We start from the raw sequence: 16,639 nt of genomic DNA on the forward strand, positions 1-16,639 counted from the left end.
AGGGCCGTCCCGTCGGGGCGGCCTTTTTCTTTGGGGTGTCCGTCTCTTGGGGGGAGCGGGAGTGTCAGGCAAGATCGACACGGATTTCACGGATTTGAACACGGATTTGAACACGGATTTGAACACGGATTTTGCGGATGTTGTCCGGCAAGGCTGCCGCCGGCAAACGAACATCGGCTTCGGCAAGCCATAAGAAAAATCCGTGTAATCCGTGTCTAAATTCGTGAAATCCGTGTGAATATTGCCTCGGTATGCCGAATTACCCTCGAAGCCGAGGTCACTCCGCGCCCGACGTCTTCATCCCCAGCCACTCCGCCATCCCCTTGCCAGCCGCCACGCCCATGGCGAAGCAGCCCTGCAGCAGGTAGCCGCCGGTCGGCGCCTCCCAATCCAGCATCTCGCCGGCCAGGAACAGGCCGGGGCGGCGGGCCAGCATCAGCCGGTCGTCCAGTTCCGACAGGGGGACGCCGCCGGCCGAGGAAATGGCGCGCTCGATGGGGCGGACGCCGGTCAGCACCACCGACAGCCCCTTGATCTGGCGGGCCAGCGCCACCGGATCGGACAGGTCGGCGGCGGGGGCGAACTCGCGCAGCAGGGCGGCGCGCGGGCCGGTCAGGGACAGCGACTTCTTCAGGAAGGTGGACAGCGACTCCGCACCGCGGCGGCGCAGGCGCTTGACCAGCTCGGCCTCCGCCATGTCCGGCAGCAGATCCAGCGTCAGGGTCGCCCAGCCCTCCGCGGTGATGGCGTCGCGCAGTGGGGCGCTCAGCGCGTAGACGGCACCGCCCTCGATCCCGGTTTCCGTGATGACGAACTCGCCCTTCAGGCAGCGGCCGGCAGCGGACAGGCCGACGCTCTTCACCGGCTGGCCGGCGAAGCGGCTGCGCAGGTGATCGGACCAGGGCACCTCAAACCCCATGTTTGACGGCGCCAGCGGCGCCACCTCCACCCCCAGCCCCTCCAGCAGCGGGACCCAGCCGCCGTCCGATCCGGTACGCGGCCAGCTCGCCCCGCCCAGGGCCAGCAGGGTGGCGCGCGGGGCGACGGCGACGGTGTCCTCGCCGTGCCGGAAGGTCAGGCCGCCGGTCCCGTCCCAGCCGGTCCAGCGGTGGCGGCTGTGCAGGGTGACGCCCAGCCCGTCCAGCCGCCGCAGCCAGGCGCGCACCAGGGTGGAGGCCTTCATCTGCACCGGGAAGACGCGGCCGCTGCTGCCGACGAAGGTCTCGATGCCCAGCCCGGCGGCCCAGCCGCGCAGGTCGTCGGGCGTGAAGCCGGTCAGCAGGCGGCGGAACAGCGGCTCCGCCGCCCCATAGCGCGGCAGGAAGCGGTCGAGCGGTTCCGAATGGGTCAGGTTCAGCCCGCCGCGCCCGGCCAGCAGCAGCTTGCGCGCCGGGGTGGGCGTGTGGTCGAACACGGCGACCCGCAGGCCGGCTCCCGCGGCGATCTCCGCCGCCATCAGCCCGGCGGGGCCGGCGCCGACGATTGCCACGTCAGGGGTGGTATGGGGCACTTGGCAGGGCTTTCACAAAGGAAGTGCCCCCGCCCGTCCCATGCAGCGCGGGGAGGAGCGGGGGCATTCTGGTCTCGACCGCGGTCCCCGGAACTCAGTCTTCGTAGTCCTGGTCCTGCGCCACTTCCTCGGCGAGGTCGGCGGCGAGGTCGGCGAAATAGCCGGCATCGACGTCCAGGCCGTTCTCCTCGCAGATGCGCATGAAGACGCGGTAGGCGTGCAGGATGGCGACGTCGAGGACGACGAGGTCGCCTTCCTCGCTGTGGCGGTCGGCGACATCCCGCTCCTGAAGGGTGGCGACGATGTCGTGCGCGGCGGCCTGCAGGACCGCGTCCATGGCTTGTTTGTGTTGGGTCGACATCGTGTGGATCCTTGTCCCGGTCGTGCTTCGCGCCCCCGCCCGGCCTGACCGGCGCCGCAAGGCCGGCGGGGGTGGTCGAACCGTCGGAGGAAACGGGCGCGCCCCGGCTCACATGTGAAGGGGCTGCGTCAGTCTGCGATAGTTCGGCCTCCCCCTTGTTGTAGAATCCTTTTTCACGGGCGAACAAGCCCCTTCGCGGAGGGGCGCGGCGCGACTTCCGGGTAGCTCCGTACCGCTTTCCGGCACAGGCCCTTCAGCGTTTGGCGGGGGCGAGCAGCGCCGCCCCGACATAGCCCAGCGCCTTGCCGTTCCGACCGACCCTGTACCAGCCGCCGACAGCCTCCATCACCGTCACGCGCTCGCCGGCGTCCAGCACGTCCAGCACCTTGGCGTCGCAGACCGGGGCGACGCGCAGATTGCCGGCGGCGCGCAGGCGGGCGACCGTCCCCTGCGGCAGGCGGGCGGTCTGTGCCCGCTCCGGCAGGCCGCCGGGCAGGGCGCAGCCGCGGTCTTCCCGGTCGGCCTTGGCATAGCGGCCGGGCTTGGGCGGGGAGGCGGGCTCGGCCGCGGCTTCCGTCAAATAGGTGGTGGTGACATATCCCTGCGGCTTGCCGGCACGCCCCACCCGTTGCCAGCCGTTCACCGGCGCGCCGATGGCCTCCACCCGGTCGCCCTTCTCCACCGTGTCGAGAACCCGGCCCTTGGCGTCCGGCGTGGCGCGCAGATAGATGCCCGCGGTGGCGACCATGGTGCGCCGCGCGGCGGCGGCCTTCTCCTGCCCCGTCGGTGTCTGCGTCGGTGTCTGCGTCGGTGCTGGCGTCGGTGCCGGCTGCGAGGCGGGCTCGGGCTGCGGCTTCACCGGCGGCAGGGGCGGAAGCGTGGCGAGAGCCTGCCCCGTTTCGACAGTCTTCCGGTCGGTGTCTTGCTGCTCGGCCGGCTTCGGCTCCGGCGTTCTCGCCGCGGGGGGCGGCGTCCGGATCGGGGAGGGGAGGGGACCGGCCTGCGGGCCGTGCGGCGACAGCGGGGCCGGCACCTCGGGCGGATGTTCCCAGACCACGGCGGGGTTCGGCGGCGGAGACACGGGCTGTGCCGGAGTGAGGCGGGGCAGGGCGACGATCGGTGCCGCGGGCGGGGTGAAGCGCTCGGCCGGCGCTTCAGCCATCATCTGGGCCAGCGTGCCGGCCAGCCCGCCGGATGGGGCGGCCAGCAGCAGGGTCAGCGCCGCGATCCGCGCGAGCCTTTTCGCAAACGCGTCGCCCATCGGCCCACCCCCTTCAATCAAGCGTGATGCGGGCGATCAGCGTCGGCAGGGTCTGGCAGCGCAGAAGCCCGTCCAGCGTCCGGTGCTCGGTCAGGCGCAGGGTCAGGGCGCAGCCGAAGGAGTTCACCGCCAGTTCGGTCTGCGCCAGGGTGCCGACGATGCTGGACGGGCGGGCGATGCTGTAGCCGGGGGCGCCCAGCTTGCCGGCCAGCGCCCCGTTGACCGGGCTGAAGCCGTCGATCTCCAGGGTCATCGGCCCCAGATTCTGCACCACCACTTCCGAACTCGGATCCTCCTTGGTGGCGAACAGCTGGACCGGCACGGCGCGGCGGCGGGCGATCCAGTCCTTCAGCGCCAGGTTGGCGACCACCGGATCGCGGCTTTGCAGCGCCGCCTCCATCGCCGTCTGGCGCAGCGCCGGGTCGTTGCCGCCCAGCGCCGCCTCGAAGGCGGCCAGCCGCACCGCGCGGTCGTTGCCGGCCAGCTTGCCGCGCAGGTCGGCCAGCTGGGCGATGCGTGCCTCGACCGCCCGGCGTTCGGTCTCGGCGCGGGCGGCCTCGGCCTTGGCGGCGGCAGTCTGCTGGGCCAGCCGTTCCTCCTCGCGCCGGCGGCGTTCGGTGTCGTCGGCCAGCCGTTGCGCGGCATCACGGTCCAACTGCTCGCGCAGGCTCCTGGCTTCGGCCGTGCCCAGCACCACGGTGCGGCCGGGCAGCTCCGCGGCGGGCTTGCCGATGCCGTCGAGCAGGCCGGGCGTCTGCGGCGTCAGCGTGACCGTCCAGCCGCCGGAATTGCGGGTGCCGAGCGCGGTCCCGACCCAGCTCTTCGCCAGCCCGGCCTCGGCCGCCGGGCGCAGGAAGGTCACTGGCCCTTCGCGGCTGTCGACCAGATAGGTCGGGGCGCCCAGCACCACCCGCGCGGTCACCCGTGCCGCCGCTTGCGGTTCCGGCGATTGGGCGGGCGGGGCGGGCAACGGCTCCACCGCCAGCGATTCGATGCGCCAGGGCGCCGGCAGCGCCGCCTCGACGCGGGCGCGGATGGCGGAGTCGGGGAGCTGTTCGGCGGCGGTCGGGGCTGCGGTCGGGGCGGCTTCGGCGGAGCGGGCCTGCTGCAGAGGCTGGGCGAGAGAGAGGCCGCCGGCCAACAGGGCTGCGATGGCGCCGGCCGCGATGCGGTTCGCGAATCGTCCGTTCCCCGGTCGCTTCATCGCCGATCCTTCCCCTTCCGCCGCCCCGCCTGTCCGTCGGTGTCCGCCCGATCCCGGCAGGAGTGATTCGGCACTGGTATAGCGAAGGCACAGGGCAAGGGAAGCGGCTTTTCCCGGCAACCTGCCGATCTGCGATTGGAAGCGATACCCGCCTGCGCCCGATTGTCGCGTCAAACCGCAGCCATGGGTCGAAATTGACTTTGATGGCACACGCCGCTTGCAATATCGTCACACAAATGGATGTATTGGCCGGAGCGGGCGGGTGGAACGCGCAACGGATGAGGAACAGGAATTCCCATGGCGGGCACGGGCGGAGGTAAGGAAGGGCCGGGACTGCTCTGCCGCAACGTGAAGGTGAGCGGGCGTCGAACGAGCCTCAGGATGGAGCCGTACATTTGGGACTCGCTGAAGGAAATCTGCGAGCGTGAACGGCTGAGCCTGAACGAGATTTGCAGCCGGATCGACGAGCGCCGGGGGGAGGCGAACCTGACCGCCTCCATCCGCGTGTTCATCGTCAGCTATTTCCGCACCGCCATCGGCAACCGTGGCTTCTCGGAAGACGGTCCGTCGCCCCTCCTGCGCAAGGCGCTGGACGACGCCGTTCCGATGGATTGACGCGGCGGGGGCGCAGCGAGCGCCCCGCCCGGCGGCGAACCCTTACCAGCGCAGGCTGGGCACCGCATAGGTCGGCATGTGGCCGGTGGCATCTGCCAGCGCCCGCAAATTGACCGGATCAACGGCCTCACCCCAGGCCGCCCCGCCCAGTTCCTCCTGGTGGATGCCGGCGGTGACCAGCGCCACGTCGATCCCGGCCGCGTTGGCGCCGGCGACATCGGTGCGCAGGCTGTCGCCCACCCCCAGGATGCGGCTCTTGTCCGCGATGCCCAGCAGCTTGAAGCAGCGCTCGTAGACCGGGGCATAGGGCTTGCCGTGCTGGCGCACGTCGCCGCCCATCTCCTCGTAGCGGGCGGCCAGCGTGCCGGCGCAGATCACCAGCATCGGCCCGACCATCACCACCAGGTCCGGGTTGGCGCAGATCATCGGCAGGCCGGCGGCAAGGCAGGCGTCCAGTTGCGGCTGATAGTCCGCCACCGTCTCGCCGAAGGTCACGATGCCGGTGTTGACCACGAAGTCCGCCTCGGCCGGCGTTGCCGCAACCTGATAGCCGAGCCCGTCATAGACGTCGGTGTCGCGGTCCGGCCCGATGTGGTAGAGCCGCCGGCCGAGCGCCGCGTGCCAGGGATCGTCGCGGTCGCGCAGCGCCTCGTAGGTCGCCTCGCCCGAAGTCATGACATGGTTGTAGCGGTCGCGCCCCAGCCCCATGCCGTCCAGCTTCTCGATCACGCCGGTGGTGCGGCGCGGCGCGTTGGACAGCAGGCAAATCGTCTTGCCGGCGGCGCGCATGCGGTCCAGGCAGTCGGGCACGCCGGGATAGGGCCTCTCGCCGTCATGCAGAACGCCCCACAGGTCCAGGATGAACCCGTCGTAGCGGTCGATGACCTCGGCGATGCCGGAAATCTGTCGGATGTCGGCCATGGTGTCCGGTCGGTTGATGGTGAGGTGAAGGTCGGATTGCGTCAACAAGCCGGTCTCAGCGCGGTTGCAGCAACTCCGCATAGACCGCCAGCGTGTCGGCGCACATGCGGTCCTTGGTGTAGCGGTCGGCGACGAAGGCCATGGCGCGGGCGCCGATGGCCTCGCGCTGCTCCGGCGTCAGCGACAGCGCCTCGCCCAGCGCTCGGGCCAGCGCATCGGGATCGTCCGGCGGCACCACCCAGGCGGTCTCGCCGGGGACGACGGTCTCCTGATATGCACCGATGGCCGAGACGATCACCGGCTTGCCCATCGCCTGCGCCTCCACGATCACGCGCCCGAAGGCTTCCGGCTCGCGCGAGGCAGAGACGACCACCGTGGACAACAGGTAGGCCGCGGCCATGTCGCTGCAATGGTCGGTCATCCGCACCACGCCGCGCAGGCCGTTGGTGGCGATGCGGTTCTCCAGCTCCTCGCGGTAGCCGGTACGGCCCTGGTCGGAGCCGACCAGCAGCGCCAGCACGTCCTTGCGCCCCAGCTTCGCCAGCGCGTCGATCAGCACGATCTGGCCCTTCCAGCGGGTCAGCCGGCCGGGCAGCAGGATCACCGGCCGGTCGTCCGGCAGGTTCCATTGCTTGGCGAGCGTCACCAGACGCGTCGGGCTGACCCGGTCGGGGGCGAAGACGCTGCGATCGATGCCGCGGTGGATGACGCGCACCCGCTGCGGATCGACCGGATAGTTGCCCAGCACATGGTCGCGGATGAAGCCGGAGATGGCGATCACCCGCTCGCCCCGCGCCATCACCGAGTTGTACCAGCGCTTCAGCCGGCCGCCGACCGGCCCGCTGCCGAAATTGTAGGGGGCGTGGAAGGTGGTCATGTAGCGGGCGCCGGTCTCCCGGCAGGCCAGCCACGCGCTCCAGGCCGGCGCGCGGGAGCGGGCATGGACGATGTCCACCTTGTGCTCGCGGATGATGGCGGCCAGCCGGCGGGCGTTGCGGCGGATGGTCAGCGGGTTCTTGGAGGCGAGCGGCAGGGTCAGGTGCGTGATGCGGGCGCGGTCCAGTTCGCGCACCATCGGCCCGCCTTCCGACGCCACCAGCGGCGTGCCGCCGGCGGCCTGCAGGGCGAGCGCCATGTCGATGCAGCCGCGCTCCGCCCCGCCGGTGACCAGCGTCGGCACCACCTGCAGCACCGTCGGCGCCCGGCCGCCCGGCCAGTGGGGGAGCCGGGTGTCCTGATGGGCGTCCGCGTTGCGCGGGGATGGGTCGGTGGTAAGGTGGGGGTCGAAATCCATGATGCCGGCTGCTTCGCAAGGGGCGGCCCGGGACCGGCCGCGGGCCCCGGCATGCCGGCGTCCGTCGAACCGGTGTCCGACCGTATGCCGGTATCCGTTGCCGAAGGTGACCGTATGACCGAAACCGCAGCCCAACCGGGCGGCGCGCACCATAGCCTAACGCGCGGTGCGGCGACCATAGCCTATCACCACACCCCTGCCGGTCCGTCCGGACAGGGCAAGCCCGGCGTCATGCCAGGGGTAATGTTCTTGGGCGGCTTCATGTCTGACATGACCGGCGGCAAGGCGACCACGCTGGAGGCCTGGGCGGTGGAGCACGGCCTGTCCTTCACCCGCTTCGACTATCAGGGCCACGGCGCCTCCAGCGGCCGGTTCGCCGACGGCACCATCGGCCTTTGGGCCGACGATGCGCTGGCGGTGCTGGACCGGGTGACGACGGGGCCGCAGATCCTGGTCGGCTCCTCCATGGGCGGCTGGATGATGCTGCTGACCGCGCTCCGCCGTCCGGAGCGGGTGGCCGGCCTGGTCGGCATCGCGCCGGCCCCCGACTTCACCGAAGACCTGATGTGGGACATCTTCGACGCCGACATCCGCCGGCAGATCATGGAACAGGGCGTGTGGAACCGCCCGTCGGAGTACGGCCCGGAGCCGCAGCCGATCACCCGCGCCCTGATCGAGGACGGCCGCAACCACCTGCTGCTGCGCGGCCCCATCGCCTATGGCGGCCCCGTCCGCCTGTTGCACGGCCAGCGCGACCCCGACGTCCCCTGGCAGCTCAGCCTGCGCATCGCCGAGGCGCTGACGGGCGACGACGTCCGCGTGACCCTGGTGAAGGACGGCGACCACCGCCTGTCCCGTTCCCAGGATCTGGACCTGCTGTGCCGCACCGTCGGAGCCCTGGTGGACGAGGTTTGTGGATGAAATAGGGGTGGTTCGGCGCGCCGCCAAAAAAACGTCGCCCGCGTGAAACGGAGGCTTGCATCGCCGCGAACCTCTGGCTATAACGCGGGCCTCTGCGGAGGGGTGGCCGAGTGGTTGAAGGCGCACGCCTGGAAAGTGTGTATACGTCAAAAGCGTATCGAGGGTTCGAATCCCTCTCCCTCCGCCACTAAATCTCGCCAGTGCGCAAGGCAAATTCAAATGGCTTTGCTGGCAGATTATTCAGCTTTGAAATAGCAAATAGACCTGTACCAGCGAAGTCGGTGGTGTTTTACCGTCCGCAACTGGGCGCATGATGCATGCTGCTTTGAGAGTTGCGCAGGTCGCCTGAATTCTCGATCCGAGTTGGCAGGCTTTGACTTTTCCCTTCGCGCATCCACGCGTTTAACAAGCCTGTGACTGTGGGTTTTCCGGAAGAGAGGATGCTCCGGCCGGGGGCCGTGAATCCTGTGGAACCGCTCCTGAGCGGGCGTGGTATTTTTCCCGAAGCCAGAATGGCAATCCGGCTTATATCCGAATAAGGTAATCCGTTTTCGTTTCCCCTTGAAACGATACCCCACTTTTGGTTTCATAAATTCACGGTTTAAGTGATTTTCCGAGGTTCGCGTGCGTATACGAATTGGATTGGCTGCAGCCATTTTTGCTGCTGGCATGTTGTCCGCCTGTCAGACCATGAATGACGTGGCGAAGGTGGTTGGCAAGCCACCGGAGAAGACGCTTGAGATGCGTTCGCTCCAGACGCGCCGTTTCGACAGTGAGAATGAAAAGCTCCTGCTCGAGGCCGGAACCCAGACTCTCCAGGATCTTGGCTTCACCATCTCCGAATCGTCGAGCGACGTGGGGGTGGTGGTGGCCTCCAAGCAGCGGAATGCGGAAGAGAGTGGGCAGGTCGCGGCACAGATTGGCCTGACGATCGCAATGGCTCTCCTTGGCGTGGCAAACAACCCCACTTGGGACCAGGAGCAGACCATTCGGGTGACGCTCATCGCCAATCCGGTATCGGGCGGTCGCCAGACCGAAGTGCGCACGACCTTCGACCGAATCCTGATCAACAATCACGGAAATGCCTGGAAGGCGGAGTTGCTCATGGAACCGCAACTCTACCAGGAGTTCTATGAAAAGCTCTCGGCCAGCGCATTCCTCGAGGCACACAAGATATGACACCGCGCAAGAGCATCCGTTTTGCGGCTCTCGGCGCCATGGCGCTCGCCGTCACAGGTTGCCAAACTGCCAATCAATCGCAAGTCGTGCTCAGCAAGAAGAGTCCCGTCGAACTGAGGGCTATGCAGGCACGTGCGTTCGAAACTTCAGATCAGAACAAGACCCTGCGAACCGTGATCGCCACTTTCCAGGATCTCGGCTATGGGATCGACAAGGTCGAACCGGCTGCCGGAACCGTTTCCGCAAGCAAACTGGCCAAACTCCGCGTGACCGCGACAGTTTATCCGCGTGGCCCCTCCCGCATGATCGTTCGTTCCAATGCCCTGGTTATGAGCCCTGGAATGGAAAGTCAGGTGGATGATCCGACTTTTTACCAGCAGCTGTTCTTCGAACCACTGGCCAAAGCAATGTTCCTGACAGCCCTCGAGTTGGGAAGTGAGGAGGATGTTCCGCCGGTTCCTGACGCTGCGTCAAAAGTCACCACCAAGCCGTAAATCCTATTCACATCGAGGTCTCTCCATGTTTTCCAAAAGCAGCACGTTGGTTCTGATGGGGCTTGCCTCGGTATTGCTGGCCGGTTGTCAGACGGCCGGTGAGCATGCGGCTGCCGTCCGTCAGATGCAGGATGCGGACCGCATGACCGTCGGCAAGGTGCAGCGCGAGATCCGCGTCGGCATGACCAGTGCGGAGGTCGTCGAAGTTCTTGGTTCTCCCAACATGGTGACGACGGATGACCGTCGGCGTGAGAACTGGGTCTACGACAAGATCTCGACGGACACGGCGTATTCCTCCAGCAGCGGTGGCGTGAGCGCGCTGATTCTCGGTGGCGGCCCCATCGGCGCCGGCTTTGGCGGTGGCTTGGGCAGCGCGGGCGTAAGCGGCTCCGCGGGCGCACGCAGCACGTCCCAGCGTACGTTGACGGTGATCATCAAGTTTGACGAGAGCAGCCGGGTCCGGGATTTCTCGTACCGCTCCAGCAGCTTCTGATCGGAGCGGCAGCATGAAACGCCGGGTTGTCGTATCTGCTTTGATCTTAGCCGCATTGGCCGGCTGCCAACAGACCTCAGGAACGCAGCAACACGCCGCCGCGCTCACCTTGGCAGCGGAAAACCTGGGGCAGCGTCAGATGCAAACCCGGCGTTTCGATACGACCGATGAACGAAGCATCCTCGCTGCGTCCGCCGGTGTGCTGCAGGATCTGGGCTTTACCACTGAAGAGACCAACCTCAAAGCCGGCCTGATCGTCGCTTCCAAGGATCGGGACGCCGTCGAGGCTGGGCAGGTTGCCGGGCAGGTCTTTTTCGCTCTGCTGGTTTCGGCCATGGGAGGTCGGGCGGATCCTGTGTGGGACGCCAACCAGAAGATCAGAATCTCTATCGTGACGCGACCTGCGGCTGATCGGAACGGCATCATTGTCCGTGCGACGTTCCAGCGTGTGATTTGGAACACGAAGAACCAGATCTCACGCGTCGAGACGATCGACAAGCCCGAGATACATCAGCAGTTTTTCGACAAGCTCTCGCAATCGGTTTTCCTTGAGGCACACCAAATATGAACATGCCCGATCGCCGGAATTGGCAGGTCCGCGGTTGGACCGTGGTTCTTGGAGTGGCATTGATCCTGCCGCTTGGCGGCTGCCAAACGGATTCGAAACAGCAGGTGATGGCAACCGACAAGAGTCAGGTCGAGTTGCGCGCCATCCAGACGCGCGCATTCGATACCACCGACCGTAACCTGACGATCCGTACAGTAATCAGCAGTCTTCAAGACCTGGGCTTCGTCATCGATAAGGCCGATGAACAGCTGGGCATCGTCAGCGGCACCAAGCTGTCAGGCTATGCCATGCGCATGACGATTACCGTCCGCCCGCGTGGCAAAACCCAAATGGCGGTGCGCGCGAGTGCGCAGTACAACTTGGTTGCTGTGTCTGATGCGGAGCCCTACCAACAGTTCTTTGCCGCCTTGTCAAAGGCGATGTTCCTGACGGCCAACGAAGTGGACTGACGCTCCGCAAGATCGGGGCGGGGATATCCTGACTTTCTGTTTATCGACGCCGCCAACGGCCTCAAGCCAACCCATCGCACAATAGAAAAGCCCGCCCCGCATCCGGCAATTGCCGGTGCGGGGCGGGCTTCAAGTCGTTTCCGGTGCCTGGAACGGAAGGGGGATGCCCCTTACTTCGCCCGCGACACGCGGCGCAGGAAGTCGATGAACTGCGCCTGCTCTTCCGGGGACAGGTCCTTGACCATGCCCTGGTCGTGGGCCTGGACGCGCGGGATCAGATCGTCCATCAGGGACTGACCTTCCGGCGACAGGCGCAGCGCGTAGGAGCGGCGGTCGTTGGGCGAGGGGGCGCGGACGACGAGGCCGCGCGACTCGAGGCGGTCGATCACCGCGACCATGGTCGACCGGTCGATGCCGACCGCCGTGCCGAGGTCGGACTGCGACAGCCCCTCGTTCTCCCGGATCATGATCAGCACGCCGAACTGGCCGGGCGTGATGTCGTGCGGAGCGACCGCGTTCTGAAAGCTCTGGAACACCGCGACCTGAGCCTTGCGCAGGTTGTAACCCACGAGTTCGGGAAGGGGGCCAAGGGCGAGCTTGCCGTTTTTGCCGGGGCGCAGACGCGACCGCCGGTCGGCGGGGGTGGAACGCTCGTTGTCAGTCACCGTGGATGCCATGTTTTGGATGAATTATCGGATGAACGGATAAAATGCGGGCAAGGCTTTCGTTTGTCAGCAAGAACCGCACGGAGGACATGATATGCATACCAGATATGCGTGAAACGTATTGGTTGGCGCCCATACAAATTCCATCTTGAAGAGTCAAGAAGTGGTCGACGCCGATTTGACGCCGATCGCCCGCCCAGCGGTTTCCCCTGCCGCGCGCGGGTTCCGCGAATCGGAGCTTCCGACGCCCGGTCCCCCCAGACCGGGCGTCTTCGTTTTCCGGGTGTCTTCGTTTTCCGGGCTTCGGCTGGCTCCCGAGTCGCCTTGCCCGAACCGGGAAATCGATGCGGCTTTGCAGGGCAGGGCGGATGGTTGGGCGCTTGGTCCGTCACCGGCTTTCGGGTTAGCTGTTCGGGAGCGTCCCAACCTTGAGAGCCGATGCCATGGCATTCGCCATTCCCCTGTGGTCCCAGCCGGCCGTCCCCGTCGTGGGCGGCGATCCGTTCCCGGTGCGCCGCATCTACTGCGTCGGCCGCAACTATGCCGCCCATGCGCGCGAGATGGGCGCCGATCCCGACCGCGAGCCGCCCTTCTTCTTCATGAAGCCGGCCGACGCCATCGTCGCCGACGGCGCCACCATCCCCTATCCGCCCCGCACCGCCAACCTGCACCATGAGATCGAACTGGTGGTGGCGATCAAGACCGGCGGCCATGACATCCCGGTCGACCGAGCGCTGGACCATGTGTTCGGCTATGCCGTCGGGCTCGACATGACCCGGCGCGACCTGCAGAACGCCGCCAAGAAGGAAGGCAAGCCCTGGGACATGGGCAAGGGCTTCGACCGGTCGGCGCCGTGTTCCGCCATCCGCACCGTCGCCGACATCGGCCATCCGGACAAGGGTGCCGTCACCCTTCAGGTGAATGGCGAGCCGCGGCAGAAGGGCGACCTGTCCGACCTGATCTGGTCGGTGGCGGAGACGATCTCCTACCTGTCCGGGCTGGTCGACCTGCAGCCGGGCGACCTGATCTACACCGGCACGCCCGAGGGCGTCGGCCCGGTGGTGGCCGGCGACGTGCTGACCGGCGAGGTCGAAGGCGTCGGCACCCTGACCCTGACCATCGCCTGAGCCGCCGGACATGCGCATCGCGACCTGGAACATCAATTCGGTCCGCATGCGTCTGGACCTCCTCCTCCGCCTGATGGAGGAGGAGCGGCCGGACGTGATCTGCCTGCAGGAAACCAAGGTGGTGGACGCCGACTTCCCGCTCGCTCCCCTGGCGGAGCGCGGCTATGTCCACGCCCACATCCATGGGATGAAGAGCTACAACGGCGTCGCCATCCTGTCGCGCCTGCCCTTCGAGTCGCACGACGTCCAGCACTGGTGCGGCAAGCAGGACTGCCGCCACGCGCTCGCCCATCTGCCGGGCGGGATCGAGTTGCACTGTGTCTACATCCCCGCCGGCGGCGACATCCCCGACCCGGCGGTGAACGACAAGTTCGCCCACAAGCTCCAGTTCCTGGACGAGATGACCCACTGGCTGGGCACGGAGCGGACGCCCGACCGTCCCATGGTGCTGGTCGGCGACCTGAACATCGCGCCGCTGGAACAGGATGTCTGGAGCCACAAGGAGCTGCTGTCCGTCGTCTCCCACACGCCGATCGAGGTGGAAAAGCTGGGAGCGATGCAGGCTTCGGCCGGCTGGGTCGACGCCATGCGCCGCTTCGTCCCGCCGGAGGAGAAGCTCTACACTTGGTGGAGTTACCGGGCGAAGGACTGGGCCGCCTCCAACCGCGGCCGGCGCCTGGACCACATCTGGGTGACCCGGCCGCTGGAAGGCGCGCTGCAGGGCATCAAGGTGCTGCGCGATGCCCGCGGCTGGGAGCCGAAGCCGTCGGACCATGTGCCGGTGATCGTCGATCTGAACGTCTGAGGGATGGGGCCTGATGCATGGGGGAAGGGGGCTCCGCAGCCGCGCCCCCTTCCGCTTCCGTCTACTCCAGCAGCCCGATGTTCATCCGGACGACCGACGGCGTGCCGTCCTCCGCCAGCCGGAACAGATGGGCGCAGCCGTTGCGGAGATCCTCCGCCGGGTCGTCGCGCATGTCCCACCCGGTGGCGAGCGAATAGAGAGCCCTTAGGATGCCGTTGTGGGCGACGGCGCCGGTCGGTCGGCCGTCGGCGGCAAGGTCGGCGAGCCAGCTGCGCAGGCGGGCCTGCACCTCGCGCGGGCTCTCTCCGCCGGGGGCCTTGTAATCCAGGCCCAGCCGGTCGTGGCGGGCGGGCATGCGGCCGTCGGCGCGCAGATCCTCGGTGCGCAGCCCCTCCCACTCGCCCCAGTCCATTTCGACGATCCGCGGTTCCGGCGTGGGATCGAGGCCGAGCAGCAGCGCGGTTTCCCAGGCGCGGCGCTTCGGGCTGGCGACCCAGCGCAAACCGGCCGACTCGGGCGGCAGGCGATAGCGGGCGACCCGTGCGCGGCCGGCTTCGGACAGCGGCTCGTCGATGCTGCCCTGGATGCGCCCTTCGGCGTTCCAGGCGGTCGGGCCGTGGCGGAGGATCAGCAGGGTGGTCATGAGGATACCGGGACGCGGGTGATTGAGGACGCGTCCGGAGTTTAGCGCTTCGCCGGCTTCTGCACCGGCATTTCCTTCACCTGGGCCAGGGCGACGCGGACGCGCGCCAGATCGGGCGGCGGTGCCTTGGCTGCGGGAGTGGCCGGAGTCTTTGCCGGAGCCTTGGACGGCTTCGCACCGGCGTCGGCCACCTGCACGCGCGCCTTCGCGTTGCTGGCCTTCTGGGCGAGCGCCAGCGCCTGGGCTTGGGCCTTGGCGCGGGCACGGGCCTGCGCCTCCAGGATCTGCGGCGCGCGCGGCTCGCCGGTCTTCGGCACCCAGGTGCGGAAGGGGCCGGTGTCGACATGGACATGGCCGGTGTGGGCGTACATCGCATAGCCGCCGCGCTGCATCGCCGCCGCCTCCTCCGCCAGCCGTGCGGGCGGGATGCCGGGGATGGAGAAGTCCGCCGCCTGACCGCGCAGGTGGTAGGAGTTCTCGGCGACGTTCGGGTTGCTGCGGGAAAGGCTGGCGTTGGTGGCGCTCGACCGGAAACCCGAGGTGATGCGGATCGGCGACTCGGGCGGCGCGCCGACCCGCTGGCGCAGTTCGACCAGCATGTCGATCAGGGCTGGGTCGATCGGGATCATCTCGTCGCTGCGGCGGTCGCGGAACAGGACGGAAATCTCGCGCATCGCCGCCGGGTCATAGCCGTCGCCGGGACGCCAGTAGGTGACGGATACCGTCTCGCCGCTGGCGGGGTGGTGCAGGACCACGTTGCGCGGGGCGCCGTCCAGCTTCGCGCTTTCCAGCGGCGGCGCGGTGGCGCAGCCGCCAAGCTGCGTTGCGATGGTCAGGACGGCAAGCACACCCAAGGCACGACCGGTCATGCGCATCGCTTTTCCCCCAAGCTTTGCACGCCCCAACGATCCCCGCCCGCCCCAATCGTGGCGGGGTTGCAGGTCCGATCTAATACCAAGAATGTCACACGAGGCCAGTGTGACAAAGCAACCTGTGGCGCATTCGACACGCACAAGCGCTTTCACTGAAGGGAATGGATTTTCGCGATTCAACCCCTGCGGAGGGGCGGGCTACAGGGATAGTTCCATCCCCTCGCGGGCCACCAGCGATCCGGGGCGCATCGCCTCCGCCTCCGCCCCGATGACGTCCAGCTCGTCGTCCGTGCGGGCGGGATCGTGATGGAAGATCACCGCGCGGCCGACGCCGGCGGCCTCGGCCAGCCGCAGGCACTCCTGCCAGGTCGAATGGCCCCAGCCGACGCGCGCCGGATACTCGGCGTCGGTGTAGGTGCTGTCATACACCATCAGGTCGGCACCCCGCAGCAGGTCGAGGATCACGGGATCGCGCCCTTCGGCTGGATGTTCGGTGTCGGTCAGGACGCACAGGCTGCGGCCGCCATGCTCCACCCGATAGCCGGTGGCGCCGTCGGGATGGTTCAGCGCGCAGGTGCGCACCACCACGCCCGGCGCCGGCTCCAGAGTCTGGCCGGCCTGGAAGTCGCGGTACTGGCAATCGGCGCGGAAGATCTCCACCGGCACCGGGAACAGCGGTGCCGTCATCATGTCCGACAGCACGGTGCGGAACGGCCGGTCCGGCGGCAGGTGCCCGGCCCACAGCCGCAGCCGGCTGCCGGGATCGAAGGCGGGGGCGAAGAAGGGCAGGCCGCAGATGTGGTCGAGATGGCTGTGGGTCAGCAGCAGGTCGATGTCCACCGGCCCGCCGCCCCTGGCCAGCGACTCGCCGAGCGGGCGGATGCCGGTGCCGCAGTCGAAGACGATGTGGGCACCGCCGCAACGGACCTCGATGCAGGCGGTGTTGCCGCCATAGCGGATGGTCGTCGGCCCGGGCGAGGCGATGCTGCCGCGCACGCCCCAGAAGCGGACGGTGAAGGGGGACGGGCCGCCGGCCTCTTCCCGGGCGGGCGGGGGAACGGAATTGATCGTATTGCGAACGGTCATGACGGCGCCATGGTGGCGGTCCCGCTTGCCCGAGTCTAGCAAATCTCTTACCCCCGGCGTCCCGCCGAGGCTTCCCCTTCCGGGCGGGATGTTGGATGGTGGCGCGCCTTTCGAACGGGCGGGACGCGGGTCGCCGACCCACGATGGGCACCTGTCCAAACCCATAAGATG

The 16,639-nt window shown here is 67.8% G+C and carries 19 protein-coding genes and 1 tRNA gene; 10 read left to right on the forward strand and 10 right to left on the reverse strand.

Features of this window, described 5'->3' with window-relative positions; translation table 11 throughout:
* Nucleotides 1-277 precede the first annotated feature (277 nt).
* The 4 genes from AB8P05_RS10105 to AB8P05_RS10120 form a co-directional block, all read right to left on the reverse strand.
* Complete coding sequence (locus AB8P05_RS10105) at nt 278-1,510, reverse strand: BaiN/RdsA family NAD(P)/FAD-dependent oxidoreductase (RefSeq protein WP_472757838.1); 1,233 nt, start codon at nt 1,508-1,510, stop codon at nt 278-280.
* A 94-nt stretch (nt 1,511-1,604) separates the two neighbouring features.
* Nucleotides 1,605-1,871, reverse strand: a complete 267-nt coding sequence (locus tag AB8P05_RS10110; protein WP_455170678.1) for a hypothetical protein — start codon at nt 1,869-1,871, stop codon at nt 1,605-1,607.
* A 253-nt stretch (nt 1,872-2,124) separates the two neighbouring features.
* Nucleotides 2,125-3,132 (reverse strand): SH3 domain-containing protein, encoded by a 1,008-nt coding sequence (locus AB8P05_RS10115; RefSeq protein ID WP_472757839.1) that lies wholly within the window; start codon nt 3,130-3,132, stop codon nt 2,125-2,127.
* A gap of 13 nt (nt 3,133-3,145) precedes the next feature.
* Nucleotides 3,146-4,336 (reverse strand): hypothetical protein, encoded by a 1,191-nt coding sequence (locus tag AB8P05_RS10120; RefSeq protein ID WP_472757840.1) that lies wholly within the window; start codon nt 4,334-4,336, stop codon nt 3,146-3,148.
* A gap of 297 nt (nt 4,337-4,633) precedes the next feature.
* On the opposite strand from AB8P05_RS10120, the gene AB8P05_RS10125 reads away from it, so the two are divergent.
* Entirely contained in the window at nt 4,634-4,951 is a 318-nt protein-coding gene (locus AB8P05_RS10125; RefSeq protein ID WP_081505887.1) for a ribbon-helix-helix domain-containing protein, read from the forward strand.
* 42 nt (nt 4,952-4,993) lie between these two features.
* Here the strand turns inward: AB8P05_RS10125 and AB8P05_RS10130 are convergent, their stop codons facing one another.
* The gene (locus tag AB8P05_RS10130; RefSeq protein WP_472757841.1) at nt 4,994-5,872 is read right to left on the reverse strand and encodes a TIGR01459 family HAD-type hydrolase; all 879 of its coding nucleotides are present in this window, start codon (nt 5,870-5,872) and stop codon (nt 4,994-4,996) included.
* 55 nt (nt 5,873-5,927) lie between these two features.
* A complete protein-coding gene (locus AB8P05_RS10135; RefSeq protein WP_472757842.1) occupies nt 5,928-7,166 on the reverse strand; it encodes a glycosyltransferase family 4 protein in 1,239 nt (412 codons plus the stop codon).
* A gap of 114 nt (nt 7,167-7,280) precedes the next feature.
* On the opposite strand from AB8P05_RS10135, the gene AB8P05_RS10140 reads away from it, so the two are divergent.
* From AB8P05_RS10140 to AB8P05_RS10170, 7 genes are all read left to right on the forward strand, one after another.
* Entirely contained in the window at nt 7,281-8,087 is an 807-nt protein-coding gene (locus tag AB8P05_RS10140; RefSeq protein ID WP_472757843.1) for an alpha/beta hydrolase, read from the forward strand.
* 96 nt (nt 8,088-8,183) lie between these two features.
* Nucleotides 8,184-8,274, forward strand: a tRNA-Ser gene (locus AB8P05_RS10145).
* 455 nt (nt 8,275-8,729) lie between these two features.
* The gene (locus tag AB8P05_RS10150; protein ID WP_455170684.1) at nt 8,730-9,266 is read left to right on the forward strand and encodes a hypothetical protein; all 537 of its coding nucleotides are present in this window, start codon (nt 8,730-8,732) and stop codon (nt 9,264-9,266) included.
* The gene (locus tag AB8P05_RS10155; RefSeq protein WP_472757844.1) at nt 9,263-9,760 is read left to right on the forward strand and encodes a hypothetical protein; all 498 of its coding nucleotides are present in this window, start codon (nt 9,263-9,265) and stop codon (nt 9,758-9,760) included. Before AB8P05_RS10150 ends, AB8P05_RS10155 begins: the two co-directional genes overlap by 4 nt.
* Nucleotides 9,711-10,253, forward strand: a complete 543-nt coding sequence (locus AB8P05_RS10160) for a hypothetical protein (RefSeq protein ID WP_472757845.1) — start codon at nt 9,711-9,713, stop codon at nt 10,251-10,253. Before AB8P05_RS10155 ends, AB8P05_RS10160 begins: the two co-directional genes overlap by 50 nt.
* A 13-nt stretch (nt 10,254-10,266) precedes the next feature.
* Nucleotides 10,267-10,821: a hypothetical protein gene (locus AB8P05_RS10165; protein ID WP_455170687.1), complete on the forward strand. Its 555-nt coding sequence runs from the start codon at nt 10,267-10,269 to the stop codon at nt 10,819-10,821.
* Nucleotides 10,818-11,270, forward strand: coding sequence for a hypothetical protein (locus AB8P05_RS10170; RefSeq protein WP_455170688.1), 453 nt, complete (start codon nt 10,818-10,820; stop codon nt 11,268-11,270). The genes AB8P05_RS10165 and AB8P05_RS10170 overlap by 4 nt, the downstream gene beginning before the upstream one ends.
* 170 nt (nt 11,271-11,440) lie before the next feature.
* On the opposite strand, the gene AB8P05_RS10175 is transcribed toward AB8P05_RS10170, so the two are convergent.
* The gene (locus AB8P05_RS10175) at nt 11,441-11,935 is read right to left on the reverse strand and encodes a MarR family winged helix-turn-helix transcriptional regulator (protein WP_455170689.1); all 495 of its coding nucleotides are present in this window, start codon (nt 11,933-11,935) and stop codon (nt 11,441-11,443) included.
* A 443-nt stretch (nt 11,936-12,378) separates the two neighbouring features.
* On the opposite strand from AB8P05_RS10175, the gene AB8P05_RS10180 reads away from it, so the two are divergent.
* Both AB8P05_RS10180 and xth read left to right on the forward strand, forming a co-directional pair.
* Nucleotides 12,379-13,062, forward strand: coding sequence for a fumarylacetoacetate hydrolase family protein (locus tag AB8P05_RS10180; RefSeq protein WP_455170690.1), 684 nt, complete (start codon nt 12,379-12,381; stop codon nt 13,060-13,062).
* Between the two features lie 10 nt (nt 13,063-13,072).
* Nucleotides 13,073-13,867: an exodeoxyribonuclease III gene (gene xth, locus AB8P05_RS10185; protein WP_472757846.1), complete on the forward strand. Its 795-nt coding sequence runs from the start codon at nt 13,073-13,075 to the stop codon at nt 13,865-13,867.
* A gap of 61 nt (nt 13,868-13,928) precedes the next feature.
* On the opposite strand, the gene AB8P05_RS10190 is transcribed toward xth, so the two are convergent.
* The 3 genes from AB8P05_RS10190 to AB8P05_RS10200 form a co-directional block, all read right to left on the reverse strand.
* Entirely contained in the window at nt 13,929-14,510 is a 582-nt protein-coding gene (locus tag AB8P05_RS10190) for a histidine phosphatase family protein (RefSeq protein ID WP_472757847.1), read from the reverse strand.
* Nucleotides 14,511-14,551: 41 nt separating this feature from the next.
* Nucleotides 14,552-15,379, reverse strand: coding sequence for a YcbK family protein (locus AB8P05_RS10195; RefSeq protein WP_472757848.1), 828 nt, complete (start codon nt 15,377-15,379; stop codon nt 14,552-14,554).
* A gap of 201 nt (nt 15,380-15,580) precedes the next feature.
* Nucleotides 15,581-16,468: an MBL fold metallo-hydrolase gene (locus tag AB8P05_RS10200; RefSeq protein WP_472757849.1), complete on the reverse strand. Its 888-nt coding sequence runs from the start codon at nt 16,466-16,468 to the stop codon at nt 15,581-15,583.
* Nucleotides 16,469-16,639: the final 171 nt, after the last annotated feature.

The organism is Azospirillum sp. VT-I1, assembly GCF_055698305.1.

Excerpts from the sequence above, each read along its gene's own strand:
- AB8P05_RS10110 (WP_455170678.1), bottom strand. The coding sequence starts at position 1,871 with ATGTCGACCCAACACAAACAAGCCATGGACGCGGTCCTGCAGGCCGCC.
- AB8P05_RS10115 (WP_472757839.1), bottom strand. The coding sequence starts at position 3,132 with ATGGGCGACGCGTTTGCGAAAAGGCTCGCGCGGATCGCGGCGCTGACC.
- AB8P05_RS10120 (WP_472757840.1), bottom strand. The coding sequence starts at position 4,336 with ATGAAGCGACCGGGGAACGGACGATTCGCGAACCGCATCGCGGCCGGC.
- AB8P05_RS10125 (WP_081505887.1), top strand. The coding sequence starts at position 4,634 with ATGGCGGGCACGGGCGGAGGTAAGGAAGGGCCGGGACTGCTCTGCCGC.
- AB8P05_RS10130 (WP_472757841.1), bottom strand. The coding sequence starts at position 5,872 with ATGGCCGACATCCGACAGATTTCCGGCATCGCCGAGGTCATCGACCGC.
- AB8P05_RS10135 (WP_472757842.1), bottom strand. The coding sequence starts at position 7,166 with ATGGATTTCGACCCCCACCTTACCACCGACCCATCCCCGCGCAACGCG.
- AB8P05_RS10140 (WP_472757843.1), top strand. The coding sequence starts at position 7,281 with ATGACCGAAACCGCAGCCCAACCGGGCGGCGCGCACCATAGCCTAACG.
- AB8P05_RS10155 (WP_472757844.1), top strand. The coding sequence starts at position 9,263 with ATGACACCGCGCAAGAGCATCCGTTTTGCGGCTCTCGGCGCCATGGCG.
- AB8P05_RS10160 (WP_472757845.1), top strand. The coding sequence starts at position 9,711 with ATGTTCCGCCGGTTCCTGACGCTGCGTCAAAAGTCACCACCAAGCCGT.
- AB8P05_RS10165 (WP_455170687.1), top strand. The coding sequence starts at position 10,267 with ATGAAACGCCGGGTTGTCGTATCTGCTTTGATCTTAGCCGCATTGGCC.
- AB8P05_RS10170 (WP_455170688.1), top strand. The coding sequence starts at position 10,818 with ATGAACATGCCCGATCGCCGGAATTGGCAGGTCCGCGGTTGGACCGTG.
- AB8P05_RS10180 (WP_455170690.1), top strand. The coding sequence starts at position 12,379 with ATGGCATTCGCCATTCCCCTGTGGTCCCAGCCGGCCGTCCCCGTCGTG.
- xth (WP_472757846.1), top strand. The coding sequence starts at position 13,073 with ATGCGCATCGCGACCTGGAACATCAATTCGGTCCGCATGCGTCTGGAC.
- AB8P05_RS10190 (WP_472757847.1), bottom strand. The coding sequence starts at position 14,510 with ATGACCACCCTGCTGATCCTCCGCCACGGCCCGACCGCCTGGAACGCC.
- AB8P05_RS10195 (WP_472757848.1), bottom strand. The coding sequence starts at position 15,379 with ATGACCGGTCGTGCCTTGGGTGTGCTTGCCGTCCTGACCATCGCAACG.
- AB8P05_RS10200 (WP_472757849.1), bottom strand. The coding sequence starts at position 16,468 with ATGACCGTTCGCAATACGATCAATTCCGTTCCCCCGCCCGCCCGGGAA.